This is a genomic window from Sphingobacterium haloxyli, assembly GCF_002980525.1.
GTDB lineage: Bacteria > Bacteroidota > Bacteroidia > Sphingobacteriales > Sphingobacteriaceae > Sphingobacterium > Sphingobacterium haloxyli.
In genome coordinates, this window is sequence record NZ_PVBQ01000001.1 from 466,167 (window position 1) to 488,474 (window position 22,308).

General features: G+C 42.9%; 13 protein-coding genes. 6 read left to right on the plus strand and 7 right to left on the minus strand.

From position 1 onward, the window contains the following. Window positions 1–9: 9 nt before the first annotated feature. From C5745_RS01590 to C5745_RS01620, 7 genes are all read right to left on the minus strand, one after another. Window positions 10–2,676 carry a glycoside hydrolase family 2 protein gene (locus C5745_RS01590; RefSeq protein WP_243403215.1) on the minus strand — a complete coding sequence of 889 codons (2,667 nt, stop codon included), beginning with the start codon at window positions 2,674–2,676 and terminating at the stop codon, window positions 10–12. Window positions 2,677–2,683: 7 nt separating this feature from the next. Further along, window positions 2,684–5,026: a GH92 family glycosyl hydrolase gene (locus C5745_RS01595; RefSeq protein ID WP_105715184.1), complete on the minus strand. Its 2,343-nt coding sequence runs from the start codon at window positions 5,024–5,026 to the stop codon at window positions 2,684–2,686. Window positions 5,027–5,046: 20 nt separating this feature from the next. Then, entirely contained in the window at window positions 5,047–7,590 is a 2,544-nt protein-coding gene (locus tag C5745_RS01600) for a glycoside hydrolase family 38 N-terminal domain-containing protein (RefSeq protein WP_105715185.1), read from the minus strand. Window positions 7,591–7,615: 25 nt separating this feature from the next. Beyond that, window positions 7,616–8,998: an SGNH/GDSL hydrolase family protein gene (locus C5745_RS01605; RefSeq protein WP_105715186.1), complete on the minus strand. Its 1,383-nt coding sequence runs from the start codon at window positions 8,996–8,998 to the stop codon at window positions 7,616–7,618. 63 nt (window positions 8,999–9,061) lie between these two features. Then, the gene (locus tag C5745_RS01610) at window positions 9,062–11,431 is read right to left on the minus strand and encodes an alpha-L-rhamnosidase-related protein (RefSeq protein WP_243403217.1); all 2,370 of its coding nucleotides are present in this window, start codon (window positions 11,429–11,431) and stop codon (window positions 9,062–9,064) included. Between the two features lie 6 nt (window positions 11,432–11,437). Next, window positions 11,438–13,327 (minus strand): RICIN domain-containing protein, encoded by a 1,890-nt coding sequence (locus C5745_RS01615; protein ID WP_243403218.1) that lies wholly within the window; start codon window positions 13,325–13,327, stop codon window positions 11,438–11,440. Between the two features lie 316 nt (window positions 13,328–13,643). Beyond that, window positions 13,644–15,194, minus strand: coding sequence for a DUF6377 domain-containing protein (locus C5745_RS01620; protein ID WP_165792987.1), 1,551 nt, complete (start codon window positions 15,192–15,194; stop codon window positions 13,644–13,646). 633 nt (window positions 15,195–15,827) lie between these two features. Here C5745_RS01620 and C5745_RS01625 point away from each other — a divergent pair. The 6 genes from C5745_RS01625 (at window position 15,828) to C5745_RS01650 (ending at window position 22,305) form a co-directional block, all read left to right on the plus strand. Continuing rightward, window positions 15,828–16,061, plus strand: coding sequence for a glutaredoxin family protein (locus C5745_RS01625; protein WP_105715187.1), 234 nt, complete (start codon window positions 15,828–15,830; stop codon window positions 16,059–16,061). Window positions 16,062–16,086: 25 nt separating this feature from the next. Next, window positions 16,087–16,494: a class Ib ribonucleoside-diphosphate reductase assembly flavoprotein NrdI gene (gene nrdI / locus C5745_RS01630; protein ID WP_105715188.1), complete on the plus strand. Its 408-nt coding sequence runs from the start codon at window positions 16,087–16,089 to the stop codon at window positions 16,492–16,494. After that, the gene (gene nrdE, locus C5745_RS01635; protein ID WP_105715189.1) at window positions 16,454–18,559 is read left to right on the plus strand and encodes a class 1b ribonucleoside-diphosphate reductase subunit alpha; all 2,106 of its coding nucleotides are present in this window, start codon (window positions 16,454–16,456) and stop codon (window positions 18,557–18,559) included. Before nrdI ends, nrdE begins: the two co-directional genes overlap by 41 nt. 89 nt (window positions 18,560–18,648) lie before the next feature. Further along, window positions 18,649–19,632, plus strand: a complete 984-nt coding sequence (nrdF, locus tag C5745_RS01640) for a class 1b ribonucleoside-diphosphate reductase subunit beta (RefSeq protein WP_105715190.1) — start codon at window positions 18,649–18,651, stop codon at window positions 19,630–19,632. A gap of 293 nt (window positions 19,633–19,925) precedes the next feature. Further along, the gene (locus C5745_RS01645; protein ID WP_105715191.1) at window positions 19,926–20,537 is read left to right on the plus strand and encodes a fumarylacetoacetate hydrolase family protein; all 612 of its coding nucleotides are present in this window, start codon (window positions 19,926–19,928) and stop codon (window positions 20,535–20,537) included. A 37-nt stretch (window positions 20,538–20,574) separates the two neighbouring features. Next, entirely contained in the window at window positions 20,575–22,305 is a 1,731-nt protein-coding gene (locus tag C5745_RS01650; protein ID WP_105715192.1) for a M23 family metallopeptidase, read from the plus strand. The last annotated feature ends 3 nt before the right edge of the window (window positions 22,306–22,308 follow it).

Below are 22,308 nucleotides of genomic sequence, written 5' to 3' on the forward strand. Positions count from 1 at the left end.
GCTGTATTGTTACTTCATTACTAAAACATGTTCCTCTTTATGCCCATATTGCTTCCACAGAAGATCAAATTGGCCAGCTTCTAAATCCGAAATCTGTACGGTTTTCTCTTCACCAGGCATTAACGTGAAATAATTATCGGAAAACAATACCGGCAATACCCGCTCTTGTGTGCCCTCCCGGACAAGCCGGAGCCGATTACCAAAAGCGACACTGTTTCCTTGATTTTTAATGGAGATCTGTTTTCCACCAGCTGTGTTCTCTAATAAGAGAAAAGACAGTTCTGCAGCAGGCAGATTATTTAAGGCCGTATAGTCAAGATCTTTTTTGCCGTTCCGCCAATAAAAATTCTCCGAAAGCATATTTCCCAAACTGTCTTTTAGTTCCAGTTTAATAAAATGAAGGGGCAAAATTGCAGCATCAAAGTTTAGTCGGTAAGCCTCGCTCTTGTCACTTACCAATACATTCACTTCTTCACTGCGGCCATATTGAGCCCATTCTTTACCATCCAATGTGAAAACCCGCGTGGTCGCCACGGCCGCTTTCAGATCTTCGGATGTTGTATTTATCGCTTTCACACTATTATTAGAGGCGTTCCATTGTATATGCAAAGGTTCACAGGCATATTTAGCGCCCCAATAAGCCCCGGTCGCGTCATGATAGTAATCATACGTTTGCCATACAAAGGAAGGGTACGCCGATTGGCTCATCCAGAGCAATAACCCCGATGCATCTTCCCACATCTTATCATTCCAAGCTTCATATATCCCTTTCATCACTTCTATATTGAGGTATTGTGCCTTTTCACAAAAAGCAATCAGGTTATCTGACTCTCCAAATTGGGTATTTACCGCTCGTTTATAATTAATCGGGCTTGCGTTAGATGCCTCTTTTCCGAAATAATGCTTGTTCCACACATTGTCATCAGCCTTTTCCAGTTGCTCCTCTGTAGGCAAAGGCCATAACGACTCGGCCGGCATAAATTCTTTCACACTTTCATAATTCGGGAAAGTCGCTGTACCAATTTCTGTTCGCAATCCGTAACCCCGATCCGAACCATATGGATAAGGCGGATTATTCCACGCCAAGTTACTCCCCGAGTTTTCAAAGTGATGCTTCGGCGTCTGATTGCCCCACCATCCACTACCAGATAGCCCATCTTGATTAGAACTCGACTTGTACATCCGGTCATTATGGTCTTCCAAAGCAACAATGCTGCGGAGATAGCCATCCAACTCTGGCTTAGGATGTGTTTCATTCGCTCCACACCACAGTGCAATACTCGGGTGGTTCCTCAATCTTTTCACTTTATCCAGCGCATTTGCTTTAAAATCCTCGTCGCTTGCGACATCGCTATAAGCCACATAAAGCCAGAAGTCATCCCAGACCATGATACCATAACGGTCACAGTAATCGTAAAAAGCATCATCTGTCACACAACCCGTCCAAAGGCGGATCATATTATAGTTCATGTCTTTGTGCAATTTTATCTTCGTCTCGTATTCTTCCCCTTCACAGCGCAACAAATACTCACTCATACCCCAATTGCCACCTTTCAAAAACAGGCGCTGTCCATTGATAAAAAACTGCAGAACAGGCCATCCCGCATTGTTGCGAATATATCGGTATTCATACTGCCGTATGCCAAAGGTGATTTCCTTTTGATCGGACACCTCGCCATCCAGTTCACTTCGCAATGTACACGTATATAAATGCGGCTCCCCGTAACCATTAGGCCACCAAAGCTTGGGTTGTTTCACAATGAGGGCCTCCACTTCTTTACGGTCTATATAAACCTTCTTCGACGTATTGGCTTCCAAGTGTAATTTCTTGGAGAACTGTATATTACCCGGTTGGATAAGACCGGATAGCAGCACCTCTTTTGCCTGATCGGAGGTATTCTTCAACTCCGTTGAAACAAATAAATACGCAATGTCATTCGATTCCAGTTCGGATCTTACCCAAGGATCTTCCATCGTCACATCACCGGTAAAACTTAACGATACATTTCCTGTTATACCGGCCAACCGACCGGGTACGTAGGGCATCCAGTCCCAGCTTGCGGCAGATAAATAGGTCGGGCTGGCCACTACACCAAATGGATCCTTGGCATCCCTTGTCTTCTTTTGGTCGGCATCGGTAATCAACACCGCGACGACATTCTCCTGATCATGGCTAACCAAATGGCTAACCTCATATTTGGTACGTAGCATATGCCCACTGACATCTTTCGTAGATTCTCGTGTTCCAGATAATTTCACACCATTCATATAAAAGTCTGCATACCGGTTCGTATTGTCGAACTGCAACCAGATTTGCTGTCCCGGTTTTACCGAAGCAGGTAGTTTAAAGCTTGTGCGATACCAAAAAGGACGATTAAAAAAAGCCTCATCAACACGGTGGATATTATCCGAATAGTTAGGATCGGGCACTTCCCCCGCCTCCACATAAGCGGTAAACACCACACCAGGAACTATACCTTTAACGGCATCTTCCATTCGATAACCAGAAGTTGAAATCTCAAACCCCGATGGTGAATGTTCTGTTTTTGGTTGTACCCACCATGTTACATCCGGATTGGTACTATTCAACGATATCTGCTGCAGCTGTCCGTTACATGCTACGGAAGCCAACAGCAAGGATAACATGGTAAATACTATTTTCTTGTTGATACCCATTGTCTTTTTAATTACTTTCTACACCCCATTTCTTGTTCGGCTGTTCTCCCATGAACAACTCAAGTTTTCCACCTGCAGCGATCTCCTGAAAATCTATAAAGCATTTATCATAGGGATTTCCATTTAACAGTGCTTTCTGGATATATATATTTTTAGCTGTATTATTATGGGTCTTAATCGTGAAATGCGTTCCCGAATAATAATCATTATCCAAACGGAATTTAACTTCATCAAATAGGGGACTGGTTATCTCCAAACGGGTACTTCCCGGACAGGAAGGATGCAGACCACTGGAAGCCAATACATACCAAGCAGACATTTGTCCTACATCCTCGTTTCCCACAATACCTTCTACCGAATTTTTATACGCCTTGTTACAGATATGGCGTGTCCATTTCTGGGTATCCCAAGGTGCGTCGAGGTGATTAAATAAGAATGGTACGAGGTGAACAGGTTCATTCGCATGGTTATAATAATCATTCCACAACATGTGGTCAGGTGTCTGTTCAAAAAAACTTGTCAAATCTACCAATACGTTCTCCCTTCCACCCATGAGCTGTATCATCCCCGGGATATCATGTGGAACAAACCACCCTTGTTGGTAAGGATTACATTCAACCGTTCCATACCATTCTTTTGTTCTCGCTCCCTCCGGCCAGATTTCCCAAGAACCATTTGTATTTCTAGGCCGGAACCAGCCTTTTTCAGCATCAAAGATATTCCTGTATGCTCGTGATTTTTCTAAGAAAAGCTCTTCATCTTCTTGTTTTCCAAGCCGGTTTGCCAATTGTGCGATGCACCAATCTGTATACGCATATTCCAACGTATTTGAAATACTGAACGGCGCCCCTGTATAACCCAAAGAATCGTTACCGAATTTTTTAGAGGTATTGACGGCAAATGCATAGGCTTTTTCCACATCGTATCCTCGGATACCTTTTACATAGGCATCGGCCAGCACAGATAAAGCCGGATTCCCAATCATACATCCGGAATAGGCGTTCATAATCTCCCACCGCTCGTAATATCCACGTCCAGATTCCTCTGCAAGTGTAATCAACGAATTAAGTTGGTCATCCACCAATCTTGGATTTATAATGGTTTGTAACGGAAACTGGCTTCGAAAAACATCCCAACCACTGAACATCGTCCGTTTTGTAAACCCGCTTTCTTGGTGTACCTGCTTGTCTCCACCGATATAACGTCCGTCTACATCCGTATATGTACGAGGATCAATCATCGTGTGATAAAGCGCTGTATAGAAGATTGTTTTCTGATCATCCGTCCCACCTTGGATATGCACTCTATCCAGTTCTTGATTCCATAAATCATACGCTTCCTCCCGAATTTGATCAAAAGACTTCCCTTCCATTTCCTTCCTAAAATTATTTTCTGCCCCGGCCATATCCACAAAAGAAATACCCACCTGCAAAGTAACCTCCTCATTTTCGCTTGTTTCAAAGTCAGAGAAAAACCCCAAGTGCTTTCCTTCTAAGGTTTCTTCGTCCCGTATAATGGTGGCCTTTTCCACCGCTCTTAAATAAGGGATGCTAACAACTTCATCTCTTTTTCGCTTCCAATTGTCGGGAATATCAGCTGTCCAGAAACCATAATTTTCCAAGGGTTTACTGAATCGTGCATAGAAGTAAACCGTATAATCAGCATTCCCTTCCCCATTTCCCCATCCACCGCCATCCGGTGTGCACAACATCCATCCCCTAATCGTGTGCTCATCCACCTTATGGATATACTGTTTTATAGCTGTCCCTCCTACCCGACGAGCAAGATCGATCTGTATGCGCGATTCTTTATGTTGCGGGAACGTGAAACGAATCATTCCGCTATGTGCGGCAGCCGTCGTCTCCACTTTGATATGATAATCTGTTAAATCCACGGCATAATAACCCGCCTTTGCTGTTTCCGTTTGCTTATTGTAGTGCGAACGGTACCCGTCGATACTGCCATCTTCTCTCCCTGCAATAATCTTCAGTTTTCCTGTCGTAGGCATCACCAGAAAATTTCCTAAATCCCCAAACCAGCCAACCCCACTCATCTGTGTAAAAGCGAATCCTTCTATCGTCTGATGCTCGTAACTATACCCCGGACTATTATCCCCTCCGGTAATGGTGTTGGGGCTGACCTGCACCATACCATAGGGTGTAGCAGCTCCCGGAAACGTCTTCCCTAAACCATGATAAACTTCGGCAATCCCCACACTTGTACTCGCTCCTATGAAGGGATTTACATAATCCGCCGGAGACGAAGGTTTTGTTCCATCACCCACAGAACAGGATTTTAATAACAGGAAACAGGATACAAGGCTCCCCCATAATTGTATACTCCTTAACATCGATGTCTAATTAGCTATATCTATTTTTTCTTTATTCGAACTGTTTTTATTCCAAAGCGAGGTATATCCATGGAAAAGGTTGGTTTCCCCATATGATCCGCTACTTTTAGTGTACTTACCTTTTCACCATTCAACAAAACCTCTTCTATACCTTCTACCGGGAAATCAAGCATAATATGTTGCACGCCGGATACACCTTCCGCATTAAAAAGCCTAAGCAATAGGTCCCCTTTATCAAGTTTCATAGCCGATATCTCTATTCCAGCTTGATTAGATACAACAAATTGCCTATCCTCACCTACGAAATGTCCTCCATATACGCCCAGCAAGGGCTCATTCCAACAGTTGCTTTCGGTAGCAATCTGCGCCGTGTCCCATCTGCCCGCGTGGGGGATCAACGCATAGCGCATTTTTAAGGCTTCCGTTATCTTATAGTCCACGCCCCACAACCCGACGCCCGAATATTGTGCCGTAAGGCTCAAGGGGTAATCCGAACCATGGAGATAGGACGTGGTATGATCGGACAGGAGCGCCAGGCCATATTCCTGGTTCTCTTCCACCAGATCTACCCAATGAAGAATCACATTGTGCTTGATTTCGTCCCAATTCCCAAAAAACGTATTTTCATTTCGGCTCTCACATACATCAAAAGGCGCATTTTTGTACAAGTTAGCACCTTGGAGATTATTGGGAAACATCACTTTAAGTTTGTACCTATCATCTGTGTATGCGCGCCTATTGTCTGTCCAGTCATGCTCTTGTTTATATTCACCAATGCCTACATTTCGCCGCCAATCAACCGTCAGATCGAAGTCTATCCGTCGTTGGCCCGTCTCAAGCGTGATCACCTGAACCATAGGATGCGAAGCGATATAGCCTGTTACCTTTACCTTGACGATAAACGGATTATCTTCCAAAACAGTTATGGTGGCCTGATTGTCCTTTGACGAATGAAATTTTCCTTCCTCATAAAAATGGCCCGCTATCTCCCCTAAACCGTAAGGTACGTAGGGATCAACGAATTGCCTATTATCGATATGCTTGGCTAAAAGACTAGTGATTACGCCCCCTTTAGATTTGTCGAGCGTTATCTTATACATATCGTTCTCGATGATGCAATTTCCTTCTGCATCAAAACGTACCTGTTTCGCTGCTTTGTTGACAGGTTGACCCGTTTTCCGCAAAGCATAGGTGACATAACCCAAGGTGGTCACGTTTGGTTTAAAAACGATCCATAAAGCATTGTCCTTCTCCTCTATAACACAAGCCAGCTCTTCTCCTTTACGATCATGAAGCGTCACATCTCGCTGTTTCCAAGTTGCCGGTAATTTTACACGGACAACCGCTGATCGCTTTGCGGCAACGGTATTAAAAATCCGGACATAGCCCAAATCTTTTCCTTTTATCGATGTGCCCTTTACATAACTGGAGATCGCCTCCTGTATGACCTTTCCGGATAACCTATCTGTCGTATTCGTCCACGAACGAACGGCCTGTTCCCATGTCTGCTGTTTGTCCAGACGATTATAGGGGACAATCCAAGAATCATGATGTTGCGCCATCATCAAGGTCCGCCATGCTTCATCTTCGTCGTCAGCCCTCGGTTGATAGTTATTATCCAAATAGGCCATCGCACTGATTTTCTCAGCCATGACGATCTTATTTTCCGATTTCCGAACATCCTGTGCGATACGTTGCAATGCCTGGCTTCCCCACATCAGGTTGACCAATACATCTTCCTGCGAAAAGTGCCAGCTATCGTCCGTTTGTCTAGACGATATATCTTCGATGTATTCTGTCCAGGTGACATACGTAGAATTGTTTTTGATATGTTTACCGAAACCAAGCCAAGGGCCATTTTTCCAGCCCGCATCCTGATAACACATGCCTACCGGATTATCAATTCCCTGTTGATAAGCCGCTTGTATATAAGCAGTCGAGTTGTTCCACGCGGTCGTTTGCCAGGTAGAATTTTCTTCGAAATCTTCCGATGCATATCGTGGCACGGTTAATATAGACGTTCCCTCCGATCCGATCCAATTCACCAGTTCTCCTCCATATCCGGTCGTGTAACCGCCCCAACACGTGTTCGGACATTTCAATACAGCATATTTAAAACCAAATTGCTTTAGTATTTGAGGCAAGCTGCTTGTAAAACAGGGTTCTTCAACAGCATAGGTCGTATACGTAACATCTGGAAAATGTTCGTGCATCTTGCGTATACCGTGTTCAAACTGTCGTATAATACTTTCTCCTGAAATATTGTAACAGTAAGGTTGTGCATACGTAGGATTTGTAAATTCAATGCGCTTATCCCGCACGATATTGGAAAATTGCGCATAGGCCATTGGTTCGTTTCGTTTTACCGTGTCCCATGTTTCAGGTTCTATCTCCAAACCCAGTTTCCATTCGGGATGAGCAGCCAACTTATCCAGCATAAATTGCGTCACCCACATCGGATAATGCCCATACACCCCGCCGTGATATCCATCCACAAAGTAGGGCTTCTGTGCATAAACGGCGAACGACAATAGCAACAGAAATAAAAGGGTTAATATTCTCATCTTAATAATATGAAGGATCATGGCACTAGTTACGAACAAGGCTGATTTTTCTCGTTTTTGGTATGCTAACGTGTTTGATAGTCTGCAACAACACGTCCATTTCATGCTGCCAGGCCTGTCTCACTTCGGGAAACATCGCCTTGCTGTAAAGGTCTCTTTTGGCCCGTAGCCAGCCATCCTTTTCTTTGAACTGGTCGAACACCTCGATGGCCCGCCGGTTATTGGCATCCAACAGCCCTTTCGGTTGGAAAAAATTATACTGCACCCAGGCATAATCCCTGAAACGGCGTTCTATTTCCCATCTTTCTTCATTAAGATGCATAATACGGAGTGCCTGCTGATATTGGGGTGTGTTATCCAAAGCGGCAAGATTTATACCTTTTGCGAATTCCGCAGCCGACCATTTGCCGATCTCTTCGCCATCAATAAGAAGTTTATAATTTCCTTTCAAACCTTTTACGATCAAAAGTTCCTGGTTCATTTCTTCCATAAAAGGCACCACCGCAAGTGCATCGAATTGGCTTTTCTTACTCCCCCATCCTCTTGCCACGGTATCCAACGGATAAGGAAGGGCGTTTGCGTGATAATCAAAACTCCAACCCGTACCTGTTTTCACGATATCGGACAGGTTACAGTTCGAAGCATTTATTATCTTTTGGTTAGACGCATCAATTTCCATTTCGGCCACCTTCTGTCCACTAAATCCTTGTGCTTTTAAAAGAAGATACGCCATCACCATATGGCCATCTAGGTCTGGATGCACACGGTCATTTCCGGATAATGTAAAAGATGGATCTTCTTGTTGAACACGCTTACTAATGGCTGTCATGGGTTCATTAAAATCAAGAAACTCCCATTTATTGGCTGTTGCCGATGCTCTTTGAAAATCAACGATGCGCAGCATCGCTTTATTTTTATTTTTCAACGACGTGTTATCCGGAATAACCACATCTTCATCATAAGGCGAACTCCCCAATAATACGATCCTGGTACCCACGAGCCCTTTATACCTTTCCTCCATCTGTTTATAGCCGTTGTGGGACTCTTTCACTTTCTCGTCAGCAAATTTCTCCGGCTCTGATCCGTTGTATTCAAAGTATCCGGAATCATTCATACCAAAGGTGGTAAACAGCACGGTTGGCTGTTTGCTGAACACATCTCCGTCTAGGCGTTTGAGCATATCCCCTACGCGGTCTCCGCCAATACCGGCATTGAGAATCGTTAGGTTCATCGTCGGAAAACGCGTCATGTAATAGAGCCATACATACGCGTGGTAATGCCCACCGTCCGTGATACTATTTCCTAAGAAAACGACACGATCATTTTCCTTAAATGGTGCTATTTGTTGAGCCAACAACGGATTCGCTCCGAGAGCAAGCACTAAAATTCCTATAAAAAATCTCCTCATGGATAATACTTATTTTTGGGTTTTATAATCAACACGTATACAATTAATATAGCTTTTCTAATTTCACTTTACGCCTAGCGACAATATATTTGAACCAGCTTCCAGTGCGTAAACCTGACCTTTCCAAATGAATTTTCCGGTCGTTTTTTCTGGAAGATTTACACTGATTTTCCATTTATTCTTTTGTTGTTTATAATGGACTGAAATTTTTCCGTTCGGATGGGGCATTTCACCACGCACATCGGTCATTATACCCAAACGCGGTTCAATTTTTACGCGAGCAAACCCCGGAGCATCCGTATCGATCCCTAATACGATTCTGAAAAACTCAATATTCGGACTGGCTCCCCAGGCATGGCATTCCGACCGAACAGTTTGCAAGCGGGAGTCTTCTGCCCAGGTGCTTAATCCCATTTGTATATTTTCGCGCCAGATACCCAGCCAGTTCATATAATCATCGCCCAATCCGGCTTTTGCCAATGCCTGATGGAGATAATACTTGAAGTATATGGTGCAAGGCGTTAATTCGGTGTTTTGAAGCAAGCTGTTACCCACCGTAGCCAGTTCTTGTTCGGCGATCAATCCTGCTAGGATAGCCAGCGAATTGGCATGTTGCGAAAAGCCTTTCTTTTCCTTGGTGTCGGCGAATAGTTTCTTTTCGGCATCCCAATATTTATTTTTGATGGTGGCTTTCAAGTGAGCGGCTTTTTCTCCGTAATAGGTGGCAAAGTGGACTAGTCCAAACGCGGCTTCCATTTCTGACGCCCATTGGTATGCCAGCAGCAGCTGCAGATCATAGATGGCTGCGCTCCCGTCCGGACCCATAGGCCCCCATCCCATATCGCCCACCCAATCCACAAACCGCCAGTAAGGCAAATCTTTGATAGAGCCATCCGGTTGCTGTAGTTTTTCAAAAAATTCGAGTATAGCCCGTTGCCCGGTCAGTTTTTCCTTGATGAAATCGCTGTCGGGACGGTACATCCAATAGTCATGCAACATACCGATATACCAAAGAGAGAACGTAGATATAATCTGGGTTCCGCGCGTAGGATAGCGGCTCATCGTGACTCCTTCCGTCAAGCGTGAGCGATCCATCAGGTCAAGCGCATAACGGGCAAGCCTATCGTCGCCACTGTTGTAGTATGAAATCATGGCCTGTATGCGCGTATCGCCAATATATTGCAACTGTTCGTAATACGGGCAATCCATATAGGTCTCCCAGGCATTTAGCCGGGCGGTCCGCCAACCGATATCCAATATTTGGTCTATTTCGCTATTGCCCGTGTTAAGCACATAATTTTGTTTAAAAGGGTAACCTGTAAAAGTGCCGTACAGGTCATTGATGACTAGCGGTTCGTCGCTTGTGCTGACAATCAATTGCAGATAACGGTAGGTACGATAGTTTAGCGTAGTAAACGTTTGGTTCTCCGTCCCATCGGCCAATAGGCTGTCTATTCTGCCGACAAATATTTTGTTTTCTACTTCATTCCGGTCGCTTTTCCGAAGCTCATTACCTTCGTGCCGGTCATACAATGTTTCGGCGTATCCCAAAGAAATGCCTGCTCCCTTACCTTTGCTAAAAAGAAGTGTGACGTAAGCATTGGTCATATAGGTCTGGTCGAGTAACAAGGTAACGGTACGGTTTGCCGGAATAGTGAGGTTTTCTTTCTTTGCCGGAAAGGAAACCGGTGCTTCCATGCCGCTGACCGCCCGCAGTTTGACAAGACGTTCGTAGCTCAGTTCCATTTGTGGCAAAGGAGAAGGCACAAGCTGCCAGTTCCAGCCATCAGACGTTCCCTTGGTTTTTCCGTCAGAAAGTTCCCGAGCGGATGACCAGCTATGATCATCATAATGCACGGCGTGCCAATCACCTTTGATAGTCTGATTCATATCGACCAACTCTCCTTTACTCGCCGCAAAGAAAAACCCAGGAATAGGTTGGTGCCCGTGGCTTTTTACGCATTTCCAGCTTCCGTTGGTGTTCAATATTTCCTCGGATGCTGAACGCCCCTGCACAATAAAGGCTGTCCGCAAACTGATCTGTGCTTCCGGCCTGTATTCAGCCTCGTTCCACACCAACGCTGACACTACATTTTGTCCAGAAACCAAATAAGGGGCGATGTCTACCGTTTCATAGTTCCAAAAATGAAGGTCACCACGCGCGGGGCCCATCGATACAATTTGACCGTTGACATATAATTTATAGCGATTATCTGCCGAAACATGTATAACGAAACTTTCCGGCTTTCCAGCGAGTTCGATACTTTTCCGAAAATGGTAAACACCGTATGTCAGGCCCTCATCACGCTGCTCTGAAATCCATTTTGCGTTCCAAAGCCTGCTGTTCTGCAGATCGTCCTGTGCAAAGGTGGCATTTGGCAAGAAAAGAAAGCCCGACAATAGGCAAAGGATAGACAGAAGCTTTATCATCATATATTATTATTTACCATTATTTAAGCCGATCATTTCGTACGGAATACGTACGCCTTTTACCCGGTAATAGTAGGGATCAAAATTACCGTCGTCTTCCTTGATCACATTTTCACTATTTTCGTCACAAGCACCATAGTTAATGCTGTATGTCAACAGAAGTTCATCCCTGTCATTTTGTGCTATCGTATGGATAATTGGCGTGTATATACGGGCATTATACCCCTTATAAAATTCGGTAAAGTGATACACCAGCTTTCTTGAAGTGAACGGTCCAGTCGGGCTGCTGGACGTAGCGATATACATATTGATGGAAGGAATGCCGCAATAGAAGCCTTGATCCATGGTTAAGTGAAGAAATTTACCATTTAAATAACCAAAGTTATTGGTTCCGTTGCCTTCGGCAATTACCGCGGAAGAGGCAACTAAAGGCGTATGCCCCCATGTTGATCCGTCCCAAAAAGACCATTCAGTCGGCTCATCGTGCGAAAACCGCGCTACGTACAACAGGGTATTAAACCCAAATGTTTCTGGTGCCGTGCGTTCTCCGTACACGTAGACATAACCGTCATCGGATTTGACCATACCATCCTTATACCGGATATCCAATTGACCTGTCATGTTTGGGATCGCCAGTCTTTCGACTTGATTCCACTCGTTGCCAGACTCTTTCTTCAGTTTGTACACCGCCTGATCCGTGTCATCAAGACCATGTCCTTCTCCACCATGGATGTATACATAATCGCCCAGCTCGACACCGGGGCCAACCCAATTCCGGCTAGCTCCCGATGGAACGGGGCATATATTACCAATATTGTGGTGCGCCCCTTGTCTGGTCATCATCGGTGCGTTTGGATCCCAATCGTCCATGGAGGGTTGTATAATGATGGAATTGGTATAAGAGATAAAGTGGTTCCCATACAGATTTCCGTTAGGAGCCATTGATCCGTGGTACCACGCATCTTGCGTAACCCAAAGTACACGCCCATCCGAAAGTGGTATGCTCGTGCCCTGATCAAACGCCACAGAGCCTGTCGTCCGGCGAAAGAAATTCGTTACATCGCCATCCCGATAACTGTCCCGGGGCAATTTGGTGATCGCCCAGCGCTGTGTCTCGCTGCCTTGTTTGGTCTCTGCCAAAATAGCGCCATCCCCGCTCAACGTCACATACAATCCGTTCGCTTTGTTGGACAGCTCGAATTTGCCGGTCTCCACCGACTCCTCGATCTTCCACAACTGCAGGTCCGCATCGTTTTTCAATTCCCAGTTCTGCTTCAGCTGTTCACCATCAGAAACACCGTTCAGGAACATGCCGCTATGTAGATTCCGCAGCTGATAATATTTAGTATCTCCTTCCGAAGAATGATAGATGATAGCCCACTCTTGCCATCTTTTGAGGTTTTCGCCTTCTGCTGCCTCTGCTGTTGCGGTGTTGATTAGGGTATTGTCAAGATATTTTTCATTGAAAGTCAGATCGCCCTGTACCTGCATAACCGTCGAGCCATCGTTTACTGATATGCTATACGTATCATAATCGGAAATCCGCGAGTCATACACTCTAAATTCGACCTCCCATTGTCTGACTTCCCCGGATGCGGCCGTAACGGTAAAAGCAACTTTATTCCCCGTGGATACATCGATGGCTTCGCCAGAGGCTGGACGGCTATTCGCTCCATCCGATAACGTGAATATGGGCACGACCTTCGTCAGATCGGTTCCCTGAACGAGTCTTACTAATATCTTAAAAGTATCGCCGTCCTGATAGATGGTGGCATTACCATACTGGCCGGTTTCCAACTTAAAATCTTTAATCATCCGTCCCGGGCTAGGGGGAAGATCGTGTTGTTTTTCACACCCAAAGAAGAGGACAAAAAGCGTAAAAGTTAGTAGTTTTTTCATATAATTTAAAATTGATTAATCAGCTTACACACCGTATAAATTATTTTATCCACTTCATCATGCTATGCTATAAAAAAACAGATTTATATATATGTGCGTTTATAATTTTAAATGGTTAAGCGTTCCGCTGATGCTCTTCAAATGACATGATAGCGCATCCACGTTTTACTTCTCACAAATTTATAAACCAATACGCCTACCTGTATGTGCAGGTAGGCGTATTGGTAAATGTTTAAAAACAAAAAAATATATAAATCGCTACAATAAAGCTATTTACGACAAACAAAAAAGGTTAGTTTGGTAAGTCGGGTAGAATTTATTCTTGTGTAAAACCTCCTATTTTCTTAACCTTTTCTTCAAAACTATCACTATCCAAAAGTGCCTTCCCCTTCACTTTACTCTTATAGTTATAAATAGTTTGCATAGAATAGCGAAGAAAAGTCGCGATTTGATTTACGTCTGTTATCCCCAAACGTATAAGTGCAAAAATACGAAGTTCTGTATTCAGCTGATGCCTCTTTAGATCATAACGCTCGTCCTCTTTCAGGAGACTATTAAATTCCTCTACAAAGGAAGGATAAACCTCAAAAAATGTTTTATCAAAATCATGGTATAATGCTTCGGTATCCCGTTCAAAAACAAGATTGGAGGAACTTAATTTTTGTAGATCTTCGATTTGCCCCGCCTTTATCTTTCGATGAACATATTTCCTATATTCTTCCAGTTTATCTAAATAAACAGCACACTGATTAATATAATATCCGATATAGCGCTCACGTATAAGATTAGCCTCATCCAATTTTTGATTGACAGATACAAGCTGATTATTGATAGTTTTCAGATTTTTTCTGGCTTTAGACACCATTCTCATCTGTTTATATAAAAAATAAAGTGTCACGATCAAAACGACAACAAAAACACTGATTGTTAGTGCATACAATCGTAGATTTTTCTTTTGTTGCTCAATTTTCGCCAAATAAGTTGCTTCTATAATAGGATGGACCTTGGCAATAACGGCATTCCTAAAACGTGAATTATAAAAATTGGCATCTTCCAAAGACGCCTGTACGTAGTTAAACGCCCGATCCACATCTCCTTTCTCATATTGAAAAATAGCTAAAGCCAATAAAGATTCGTTTTCCTTCACAGCCAATTGCACATCGGTTATCGCTGCCAGGAGCAGGTATTTTTCTTCGAGTGCTACATTCCCCAGTTCTTTGAACACCATGGCCAGGCCCATGGCAGACATCGCGTATCCATGTGTATGCGGTGCTACCTTTGCAAACAGCTCCAACTGTATCTCTGACGACTCTTGGTATGCTTCTTCTGCTTTCAACTTAAACGATTTCTCTTTTAGGTACATGTCGCTACCCTGGTCTAACAAATTCATCAGCGAATCCCGATAACGTCTATTCTCCGAAAGGTATAATTTTTCATAGGTCCGGTTATCCATATACTTTATCAGATTTTCGTTATAGCGGATATAGCCCCAACAATACGACACCTTGAGATAGGATGGCAGCTTTTGGTAATCCATAGATTCCAAAACCTCTCGCGCGGGAGAAAACAAACCGGATAAGGACAATACGAATGCCTGTTTTAATTTACTATTCTGGAAATATTCCTCGTTTTCCAAAGCCTGTGCTACCGCAATGTTTCGTTCCACATAAGCTAAGGCAGAATCGCATTTAAAAGATTGGTATTCCGATATAATTTCATCATTAAGACGAAACCGATCTTCTAAAGCAGTTGTTTTATGGAGTTTCTTTTTGATACTTTCAATATACGCTTCTTTTTTTGTGGTGTATTCCTTGCGATTAATGATCATCTTATCCAAGATACCCAATAGTGAGTCAGTCTCACTCATACTATAAATGTTCGCTACAGAAAATAAGAAAAAAAATACGGTTAGTAATGTCTTTTTCACATCTAAATATGTAATAATAATTAAAGGCCAGTTTGCGTGAAAGGCAGTACAATATAAGCGAAATGCATAGACAAACCAAATACGGTGTGGAATATCCACACCGTATCGTTCCCCGATATCGGCATCTTTCTTGAAAAAAGTAATTATCGGATCTATCCATAAGTTCCTCCAAAAAATATAAATTCACCCATTCTTCATCTTTTATTAGCGCATAAAAAAGCCAATTGATTCAGACACAGAGCCAATGAAAAATAAGTCAAAATATCGTCAGCTTTTTACTTGTTTGAGCGATATCATTTTCAGCGAATCCTGCTGTAAATTTTTGTCTATAAAAGCAATTTTAAAGTTATCAACATTTAAATCATCAACTACAAATCAGCATTTTACACAAAAAAACAAGCTAGGAACGCGGTTTATTCGTTCTATCTATTCGCCATGTGGAAAAGTATCACTACCGCTCAGAATTAAAATGTTGGATATTTGTTTTGCTTGAGATGCAGACCTGCCTCAAGTCTCGTGTTTTTAACTTCTTGGAGATGTCAATCATCTCCGCAAATTTAAACTTACAACAACATGGCAAGAATCATTAAGTTCGAAAAAAATGACTGTGCGCCATGCGCACAAGTGTCCGCCTTCTTAGACAACAGAGGGATCCCATACGAAACCATTAACCCGTTCGACCAACCTGATCTAGCTGCTAAGTTTAAAATCAGAACGGTTCCTACGGTTCTGGTCCTCGACAACGAAGAAGTACAACAGCGCATCATCGGTTTCAAACCCGAAGAGTTGGCGTCTATAGCCCTTTAATTGTTTTACCCTAACGGAGCGAGATATGGTCCATCTATATTACGATTCAAAAACTGGAAATGTCCAGCGCTTTATTAACAAAGTTATCCAAATAACCGGATGGCAAGCGCATAAGATTGAAGAAAGCTTGGAAATCCAAGAATCTGGGCACTTGGTTACTTATACGACCAAGTTAGGATCTATGCCGGAAAAAACGAAGATGTTTATGGATAACCATGCGGAAAAAATCTATTCCGTGACCTCAAGCGGTAACAGAAACTGGGGAAGAAACTTTGGGTTAGCAGCCGACAAGGTATCCGAAGATTACGATATTCCACTCGCCATGAAATTCGAACTTTCTGGCACCATGGAAGATATCAATCAATTTATTGAAATTATAAAACACCAATACAATGATAGCAAACGAGGTAGCAAAAAATTGGATATTGCTTAATAACGAAATCATGATTAAGCATGATGAGGAGTACAGCTTGCATAAAGACAAAGAAGCTGTACGTGCCTATTTCTTGGAACATGTAAACAAGAATACGGTTTTCTTTTACACGTTAAAAGAAAAGATTGATTACCTAATTGAGCACAACTATTATATCAATTTCTACGAGTGGTTCACCTTCGAAGAAATGGAACAAGTGTACAACTATGTACATGCGAAGAAATTCCGCTTCCAATCGTTCATGGCAGCGTTTAAGTTCTTCCAGAGCTACGCATTACGTGACGACACAGGCGAAAAATTCTTAGAGCGCTATGAAGACCGCGTGGTTGCCGTGGCACTTTTCCTTGCTCGGGAAGAAGGTGTACAAAAAGCTATCGAGTATGCCGAGATCATGATCAATCAAGAATATCAACCTGCTACCCCGACATTCTTGAACGCTGGGAAAAAACGTTCTGGCGAATTGGTATCTTGTTTCTTAGATGAGATTGGTGACAACCTAAACGGTATCGGCTATGCGGTCGACTCCGCCATGAAGCTATCTTCTATCGGTGGTGGTGTTTCCTTTAACATTTCCAAAATCCGGGCCCGCGGAGAAGCTATCAAAGGTGTGGATGGCCGTGCCGGGGGTGTTCTTCCTATTATGAAAATCATGGAAGATACGTTCTCCTATGCCAATCAACTGGGGCAACGCCCGGGTGCAGGGGCCGTCTACCTCAATATCTTTCACGCCGACATCGAAGAATTTCTGGATTGTAAAAAAATCAATGTCGACGAGAAGGTACGTATAAAATCGCTTTCTATAGGCATCATCGTTCCAGATAAATTTATGGAGATGGCCGAAAAAGACGAACCATGCTACCTCATTTATCCGCATACCGTAATGCAGGAATACGGCAAATACCTAGACGATATGGATATGGATAAGATGTATGATGAATTAATTACCAATCCAAACGTCAAAAAGAAAAAAGTTAATGCGCGCCACTTACTGGTACGTATTGCTCAAATTCAAAAGGAATCCGGTTACCCGTACATTTTCTTCAAGGAGAATACCAATAGAGTACATGCCCTAAACGGAATTGGCCAAGTGAAATTCTCTAACCTATGTACCGAGATTATGCAGGTTTCCGAAGTTTCGGATATTGAGATTTATGGCAGGGAAGACACCATCCGCTACGGTATATCTTGTAACCTCGGGTCACTCAACATCGCTACCGTAATGGACAACAAACGCATTAAAGAAGCGGTGAAAACGGCAACACGTGCCCTAACGGTAGTAACAGATGTGACAGACATCGAAATGGTTCCTTCCATCGCTAAGGCCAATAGGGAACTACACTCGGTCGGACTAGGAGCTATGAACCTACATGGCTTTTTGGCGAAGAGCTTCATAATGTATGAGTCAACGGAAGCGCTAGACTTTGCCAACACATTCTTCATGATGATGAACTACTATTCTTTGGAAGCTTCTATGGAAATTGCCAAAGAACGTGGTAAAACATTCGTAGGCTTCGAGAAATCAGCTTACGCAGATGGCACTTATTTCGACAAATATACATCGCAAGACTACGCGCCGACCACCGACAAGGTCAAAGAGTTGTTTGAAGGTGTTCATGTACCAACAAGACAAGATTGGGAAAACTTAAAAGGACAAATACAAGAGCATGGTATCTATCACGCGTATCGTCTAGCTATCGCACCAAACCAATCTACTTCCTATATCATGAACGCGACTGCTTCAGTTATGCCGGTAGTGGATATTATTGAGGTACGGGAGTATGGCGACAGTACGACCTATTATCCGATGCCTTATTTAACAAATGACAATTATTTCTACTTCAAGTCGGCATACGACATGGATCAATTCAAGGTGTTGAAATTAATTTCGGTCATCCAGCGTCATATTGACCAAGGAGTATCCACCATCCTTCACACCAACTCGAAAGATTCGACAAGAGATCTAGCGAAATACTACATCTATGCACATAAACTTGGTTTGAAATCGCTGTACTATACACGTACACGTAAATCAACTGTAGAAGAGTGTATTTCCTGCTCTGCGTAATTAGTGACTAGGCAAGGATCGAGAAGTAAAGACAAAAGGAATAAAGAACAAGGACTGAGCACTGACAACGGTCCACTGAAGATTTAACGATGAAACAATATAAAGCGGTAAACTGGAACACCCCTGAAAACGATTATGTGTTGATGTTCTGGGAACAAAATATCAAACAATTCTGGATTGATACGGAATATATCCCTTCCAAAGACATCGACAGCTGGAAAGGATTGAGTTGGGACATGAAAGAGTGCTATAAGAAGGCGCTTGGTGGGCTAACCCTATTAGATACGCTCCAAAGCCATACAGGTATGCCCAAAATCATCGACCATATCGATTCTTTGCAGAATAAAGCGGTGTTGTCCTATATGTGTATGATGGAAGCCATACATGCAAAATCATATTCCACTATTTTCACGACGGTATCCACGACAAACGAAATTAATGATGTATTCGGCTGGGTAAAAGAAAACAAGTTCCTACAATACAAAGCCGCAACTATCGATAAGTATTATCGTGCCATCGACAAGGAAAAAATTTCTGATGAGGAACTCTTCATGGCGCTTGGCGCATCGGTGCTATTAGAATCTTTCTTATTCTATTCGGGCTTCTTCTTACCGCTTTGGCTATGTGGCCAAGGCCAAATGGTAGCTTCCGCAGATATAATCAAAAAGATCATTGCAGATGAGTCCATTCACGGCGTATTTGTTGGTTTGATGGCACAAGAGGTATTCGCCAAGCTTCCGAACAAGGAAGAGGTGAAAGCACGTTTCTTGAATCTGTTGAATGACCTGTATGAAAACGAGATTAAGTATACCGAAGAATTGTACACCGTCGTGGGCTTAACGGCAGAAGTGAAGGAGTATGTACGTTACAATGGAAACAAAGCGTTAATGAACTTGGGCTTCGACCCTATTTTTGAAGTTAAGCAGGTGAATCCCATTGTATTGAATGGGTTAAATACAGAAACCACGCAGCATGATTTCTTTTCGAAAAAATCTACCAACTACGAGAAAGCCATGGAGATTGTTCATTTAAAAGATGATGATTTCAAAATGGACGTCTCGCTGGAAGTATAGAAGTATAAAAATTAACAAACCGTATCTATTTAAATAAGCCTTTTTCAATATTGAAAAGGCTTATTTTTTTATCATCAATCGCCGCTACGCCCGTTAGTAACAGAGAACCAATATACTGGTAGGTAGCTCCCAAGTTAGCTTGTCACCTATAACAATTTCCTTATATTTCCTCTATAAAATTATTCTTCAATGGCAGAGGAGAGCGAAATAAATTCATTTCATATGCTCACGCAATTATATTGCATATAAAATAGAATTTATTTAGGTTTGCTACCAACACAATAGCAACATATATGAAGATTATCGCGATAGGCAGAAATTATATCGATCACGCTAAAGAGTTAAATAATCCCGTTCCCGACAACCCGGTTATCTTTATGAAACCGGATACAGCATTATTAAAGGACAATAAAGACTTCTATTATCCGGAGTTCTCCAACGACGTGCACTATGAAGTCGAAGTAGTATTCCGTATCTGTAACGAGGGAAAGCATGTATCACCGAAGTTTGCGCATAAATACGTTGATGCAGTAGGTTTAGGCATTGATTTCACTGCACGTGATATCCAATCCATCCATAAAGAAAAAGGTCTGCCATGGGAGTTGGCAAAATCATTTGACTACTCTGCTGTTATCAGCCCACTTTTTCCAAAAGAAGACTTCCCTGACCTTAAAAACATCGCTTTTTCTTTAAAGAAGAACGGTGAAACGGTTCAATCAGGAAATACAAAAGATATGATTTTCGATATCGGTAATTTGATCGTATTCATCTCAAAATATATTACATTACGTAAAGGAGATCTTATCTATACGGGCACACCTGTGGGCGTTGGCCCTATTGCCGTAGGGGATAAATTTGAGGGATTTATACAGGATAATTCCGTATTCAGTTGCCAGGTAAAGTAACCATCCTTATAGGATAACTTGCCGTTAAAAACATGCTATGAAAAAACACAGATTACTATATGCCTGTCTAGGCCTAGCCCTAAGCAGCATACAGGTGCAGGGACAACATAAAGACATCATAACCTCGCGCGAATATCCACAGGGGTATTTTCGTAATCCACTTAATGTAGCCATGGACGCGTCCGGCACTTTCGGTGAGCTGCGCTCCACACATTTTCATGCTGGCGACGATTATCGCACACAGCAACGTATTGGTTTGCCCTTACATGCGGCGGCAGAGGGTTATGTATCCCGTGTACGTGTACAGATCGGCGGCGGTGGAAACTCCGTTTACATTGACCACCCGAATGGATATACCACAGTGTATTTGCACATGGACAAATTCAACGATGCACTGACCAATATCGTCCGAGCCGAGCAACATAAGCAGCAACGATTCGATGTAGATATCCCTGTAGACCCCGGCGTGGTATCGCTCAAAAAAGGGCAATATATAGGTAACGCTGGCAATACAGGAGCTTCGGGCGGGCCTCACCTCCATTTTGAAATTCGCGACACCAAAACGCAACGTCCGCTCAACCCACAGCTATTCGGGTTACGTTTCAACGACAGGTTCCTTCCTACAATCAACAATATCATGGTTTACGATTTGAACGATGATTTGTTTAACGAACATACCCCGCGCCGGGCTATGCAAGTAAAAGCAACCCGAAATGGCTTGTATACATTAGCACCAAACACACCTATTAAAGTAAACGGAAGATTCGGCTTGGGAATCAACACGATTGATCGACACCGAGCCGGCGGGTTCCGAAACGGTGTTTATTCTGTCGAACTCTTTATCGACGGGAAATCGATTTCCACTGTCGTATTTGAGGAACTTGACTTCAACACCTCTCGAGGGATACATTCCTATATTGATTATCCATATTGGCGTAAAACAAAAGCAAAAATTCAAAAAAGTTTCAAAGACCCGGGCAATCCTATTGAAATATTCAAGATTTTGGAAAATGAAGGTATTGTCTCCCTGCCAGACGATAAAATTTACGATGCAAAATATGTAGTTAAAGACATTGCAGGGAATTGCAGTGAATTGAATTTTAAAATACAAAATGGCGCAGCTGCACAGACCGTTCACGGAAAACGTCATGGTGTTCAGTTATTCAAATACAACACAGAGAATACGTTTGAGAATGAAAATATTCAGATAAATATGCCGAAAGGTGTTCTATATGGAGATTTAGACTTCGTATACAGTACCGCTCCTAAACCCGCTGGCGGATACTCTTTGATCCACCTCGTACACAATAACTTGACACCCTTATTCACTACGTATAACCTGCGCATTAAGCCGACCAATCTCCCTCCTCGTCTGGAGAGCAAGGCACTTCTGGCTTCTGTAGAAAATGGTTCGGAAGGCGGCAAGTTTGAAGATGGCTGGGTAACCGTAAACACACGCAATCTTGGGAGTTTCTACGTAGCTGTAGACACAGTGGCGCCTACAATCACACCTCGTAACTTGAGCAGTGGAAAAAATGTAAGTGCACAGACAAAAATAGATTTTACCGTTCGAGATAACTTTTCCGGCATTCAGTCTTTTAATGGCTATATAGATGATCGATGGGTACTAATGGAGTACGATCCCAAAAATAGGCATTTATGGCATACCTTTGATTCTTCCCTTACCAAAGGGCAACATACCTTTAAATTGATTGTGACAGACTGGAAAGACAACGAACAGGTATACGAAGTGAAATTTATTAGATAAATA

Excerpts from the sequence above, each read along its gene's own strand:
- C5745_RS01590 (WP_243403215.1), bottom strand. The coding sequence starts at position 2,676 with ATGGGTATCAACAAGAAAATAGTATTTACCATGTTATCCTTGCTGTTG.
- C5745_RS01595 (WP_105715184.1), bottom strand. The coding sequence starts at position 5,026 with ATGTTAAGGAGTATACAATTATGGGGGAGCCTTGTATCCTGTTTCCTG.
- C5745_RS01600 (WP_105715185.1), bottom strand. The coding sequence starts at position 7,590 with ATGAGAATATTAACCCTTTTATTTCTGTTGCTATTGTCGTTCGCCGTT.
- C5745_RS01605 (WP_105715186.1), bottom strand. The coding sequence starts at position 8,998 with ATGAGGAGATTTTTTATAGGAATTTTAGTGCTTGCTCTCGGAGCGAAT.
- C5745_RS01610 (WP_243403217.1), bottom strand. The coding sequence starts at position 11,431 with ATGATGATAAAGCTTCTGTCTATCCTTTGCCTATTGTCGGGCTTTCTT.
- C5745_RS01615 (WP_243403218.1), bottom strand. The coding sequence starts at position 13,327 with ATGAAAAAACTACTAACTTTTACGCTTTTTGTCCTCTTCTTTGGGTGT.
- C5745_RS01620 (WP_165792987.1), bottom strand. The coding sequence starts at position 15,194 with ATGAGTGAGACTGACTCACTATTGGGTATCTTGGATAAGATGATCATT.
- C5745_RS01625 (WP_105715187.1), top strand. The coding sequence starts at position 15,828 with ATGGCAAGAATCATTAAGTTCGAAAAAAATGACTGTGCGCCATGCGCA.
- nrdI (WP_105715188.1), top strand. The coding sequence starts at position 16,087 with ATGGTCCATCTATATTACGATTCAAAAACTGGAAATGTCCAGCGCTTT.
- nrdE (WP_105715189.1), top strand. The coding sequence starts at position 16,454 with ATGATAGCAAACGAGGTAGCAAAAAATTGGATATTGCTTAATAACGAA.
- nrdF (WP_105715190.1), top strand. The coding sequence starts at position 18,649 with ATGAAACAATATAAAGCGGTAAACTGGAACACCCCTGAAAACGATTAT.
- C5745_RS01645 (WP_105715191.1), top strand. The coding sequence starts at position 19,926 with ATGAAGATTATCGCGATAGGCAGAAATTATATCGATCACGCTAAAGAG.
- C5745_RS01650 (WP_105715192.1), top strand. The coding sequence starts at position 20,575 with ATGAAAAAACACAGATTACTATATGCCTGTCTAGGCCTAGCCCTAAGC.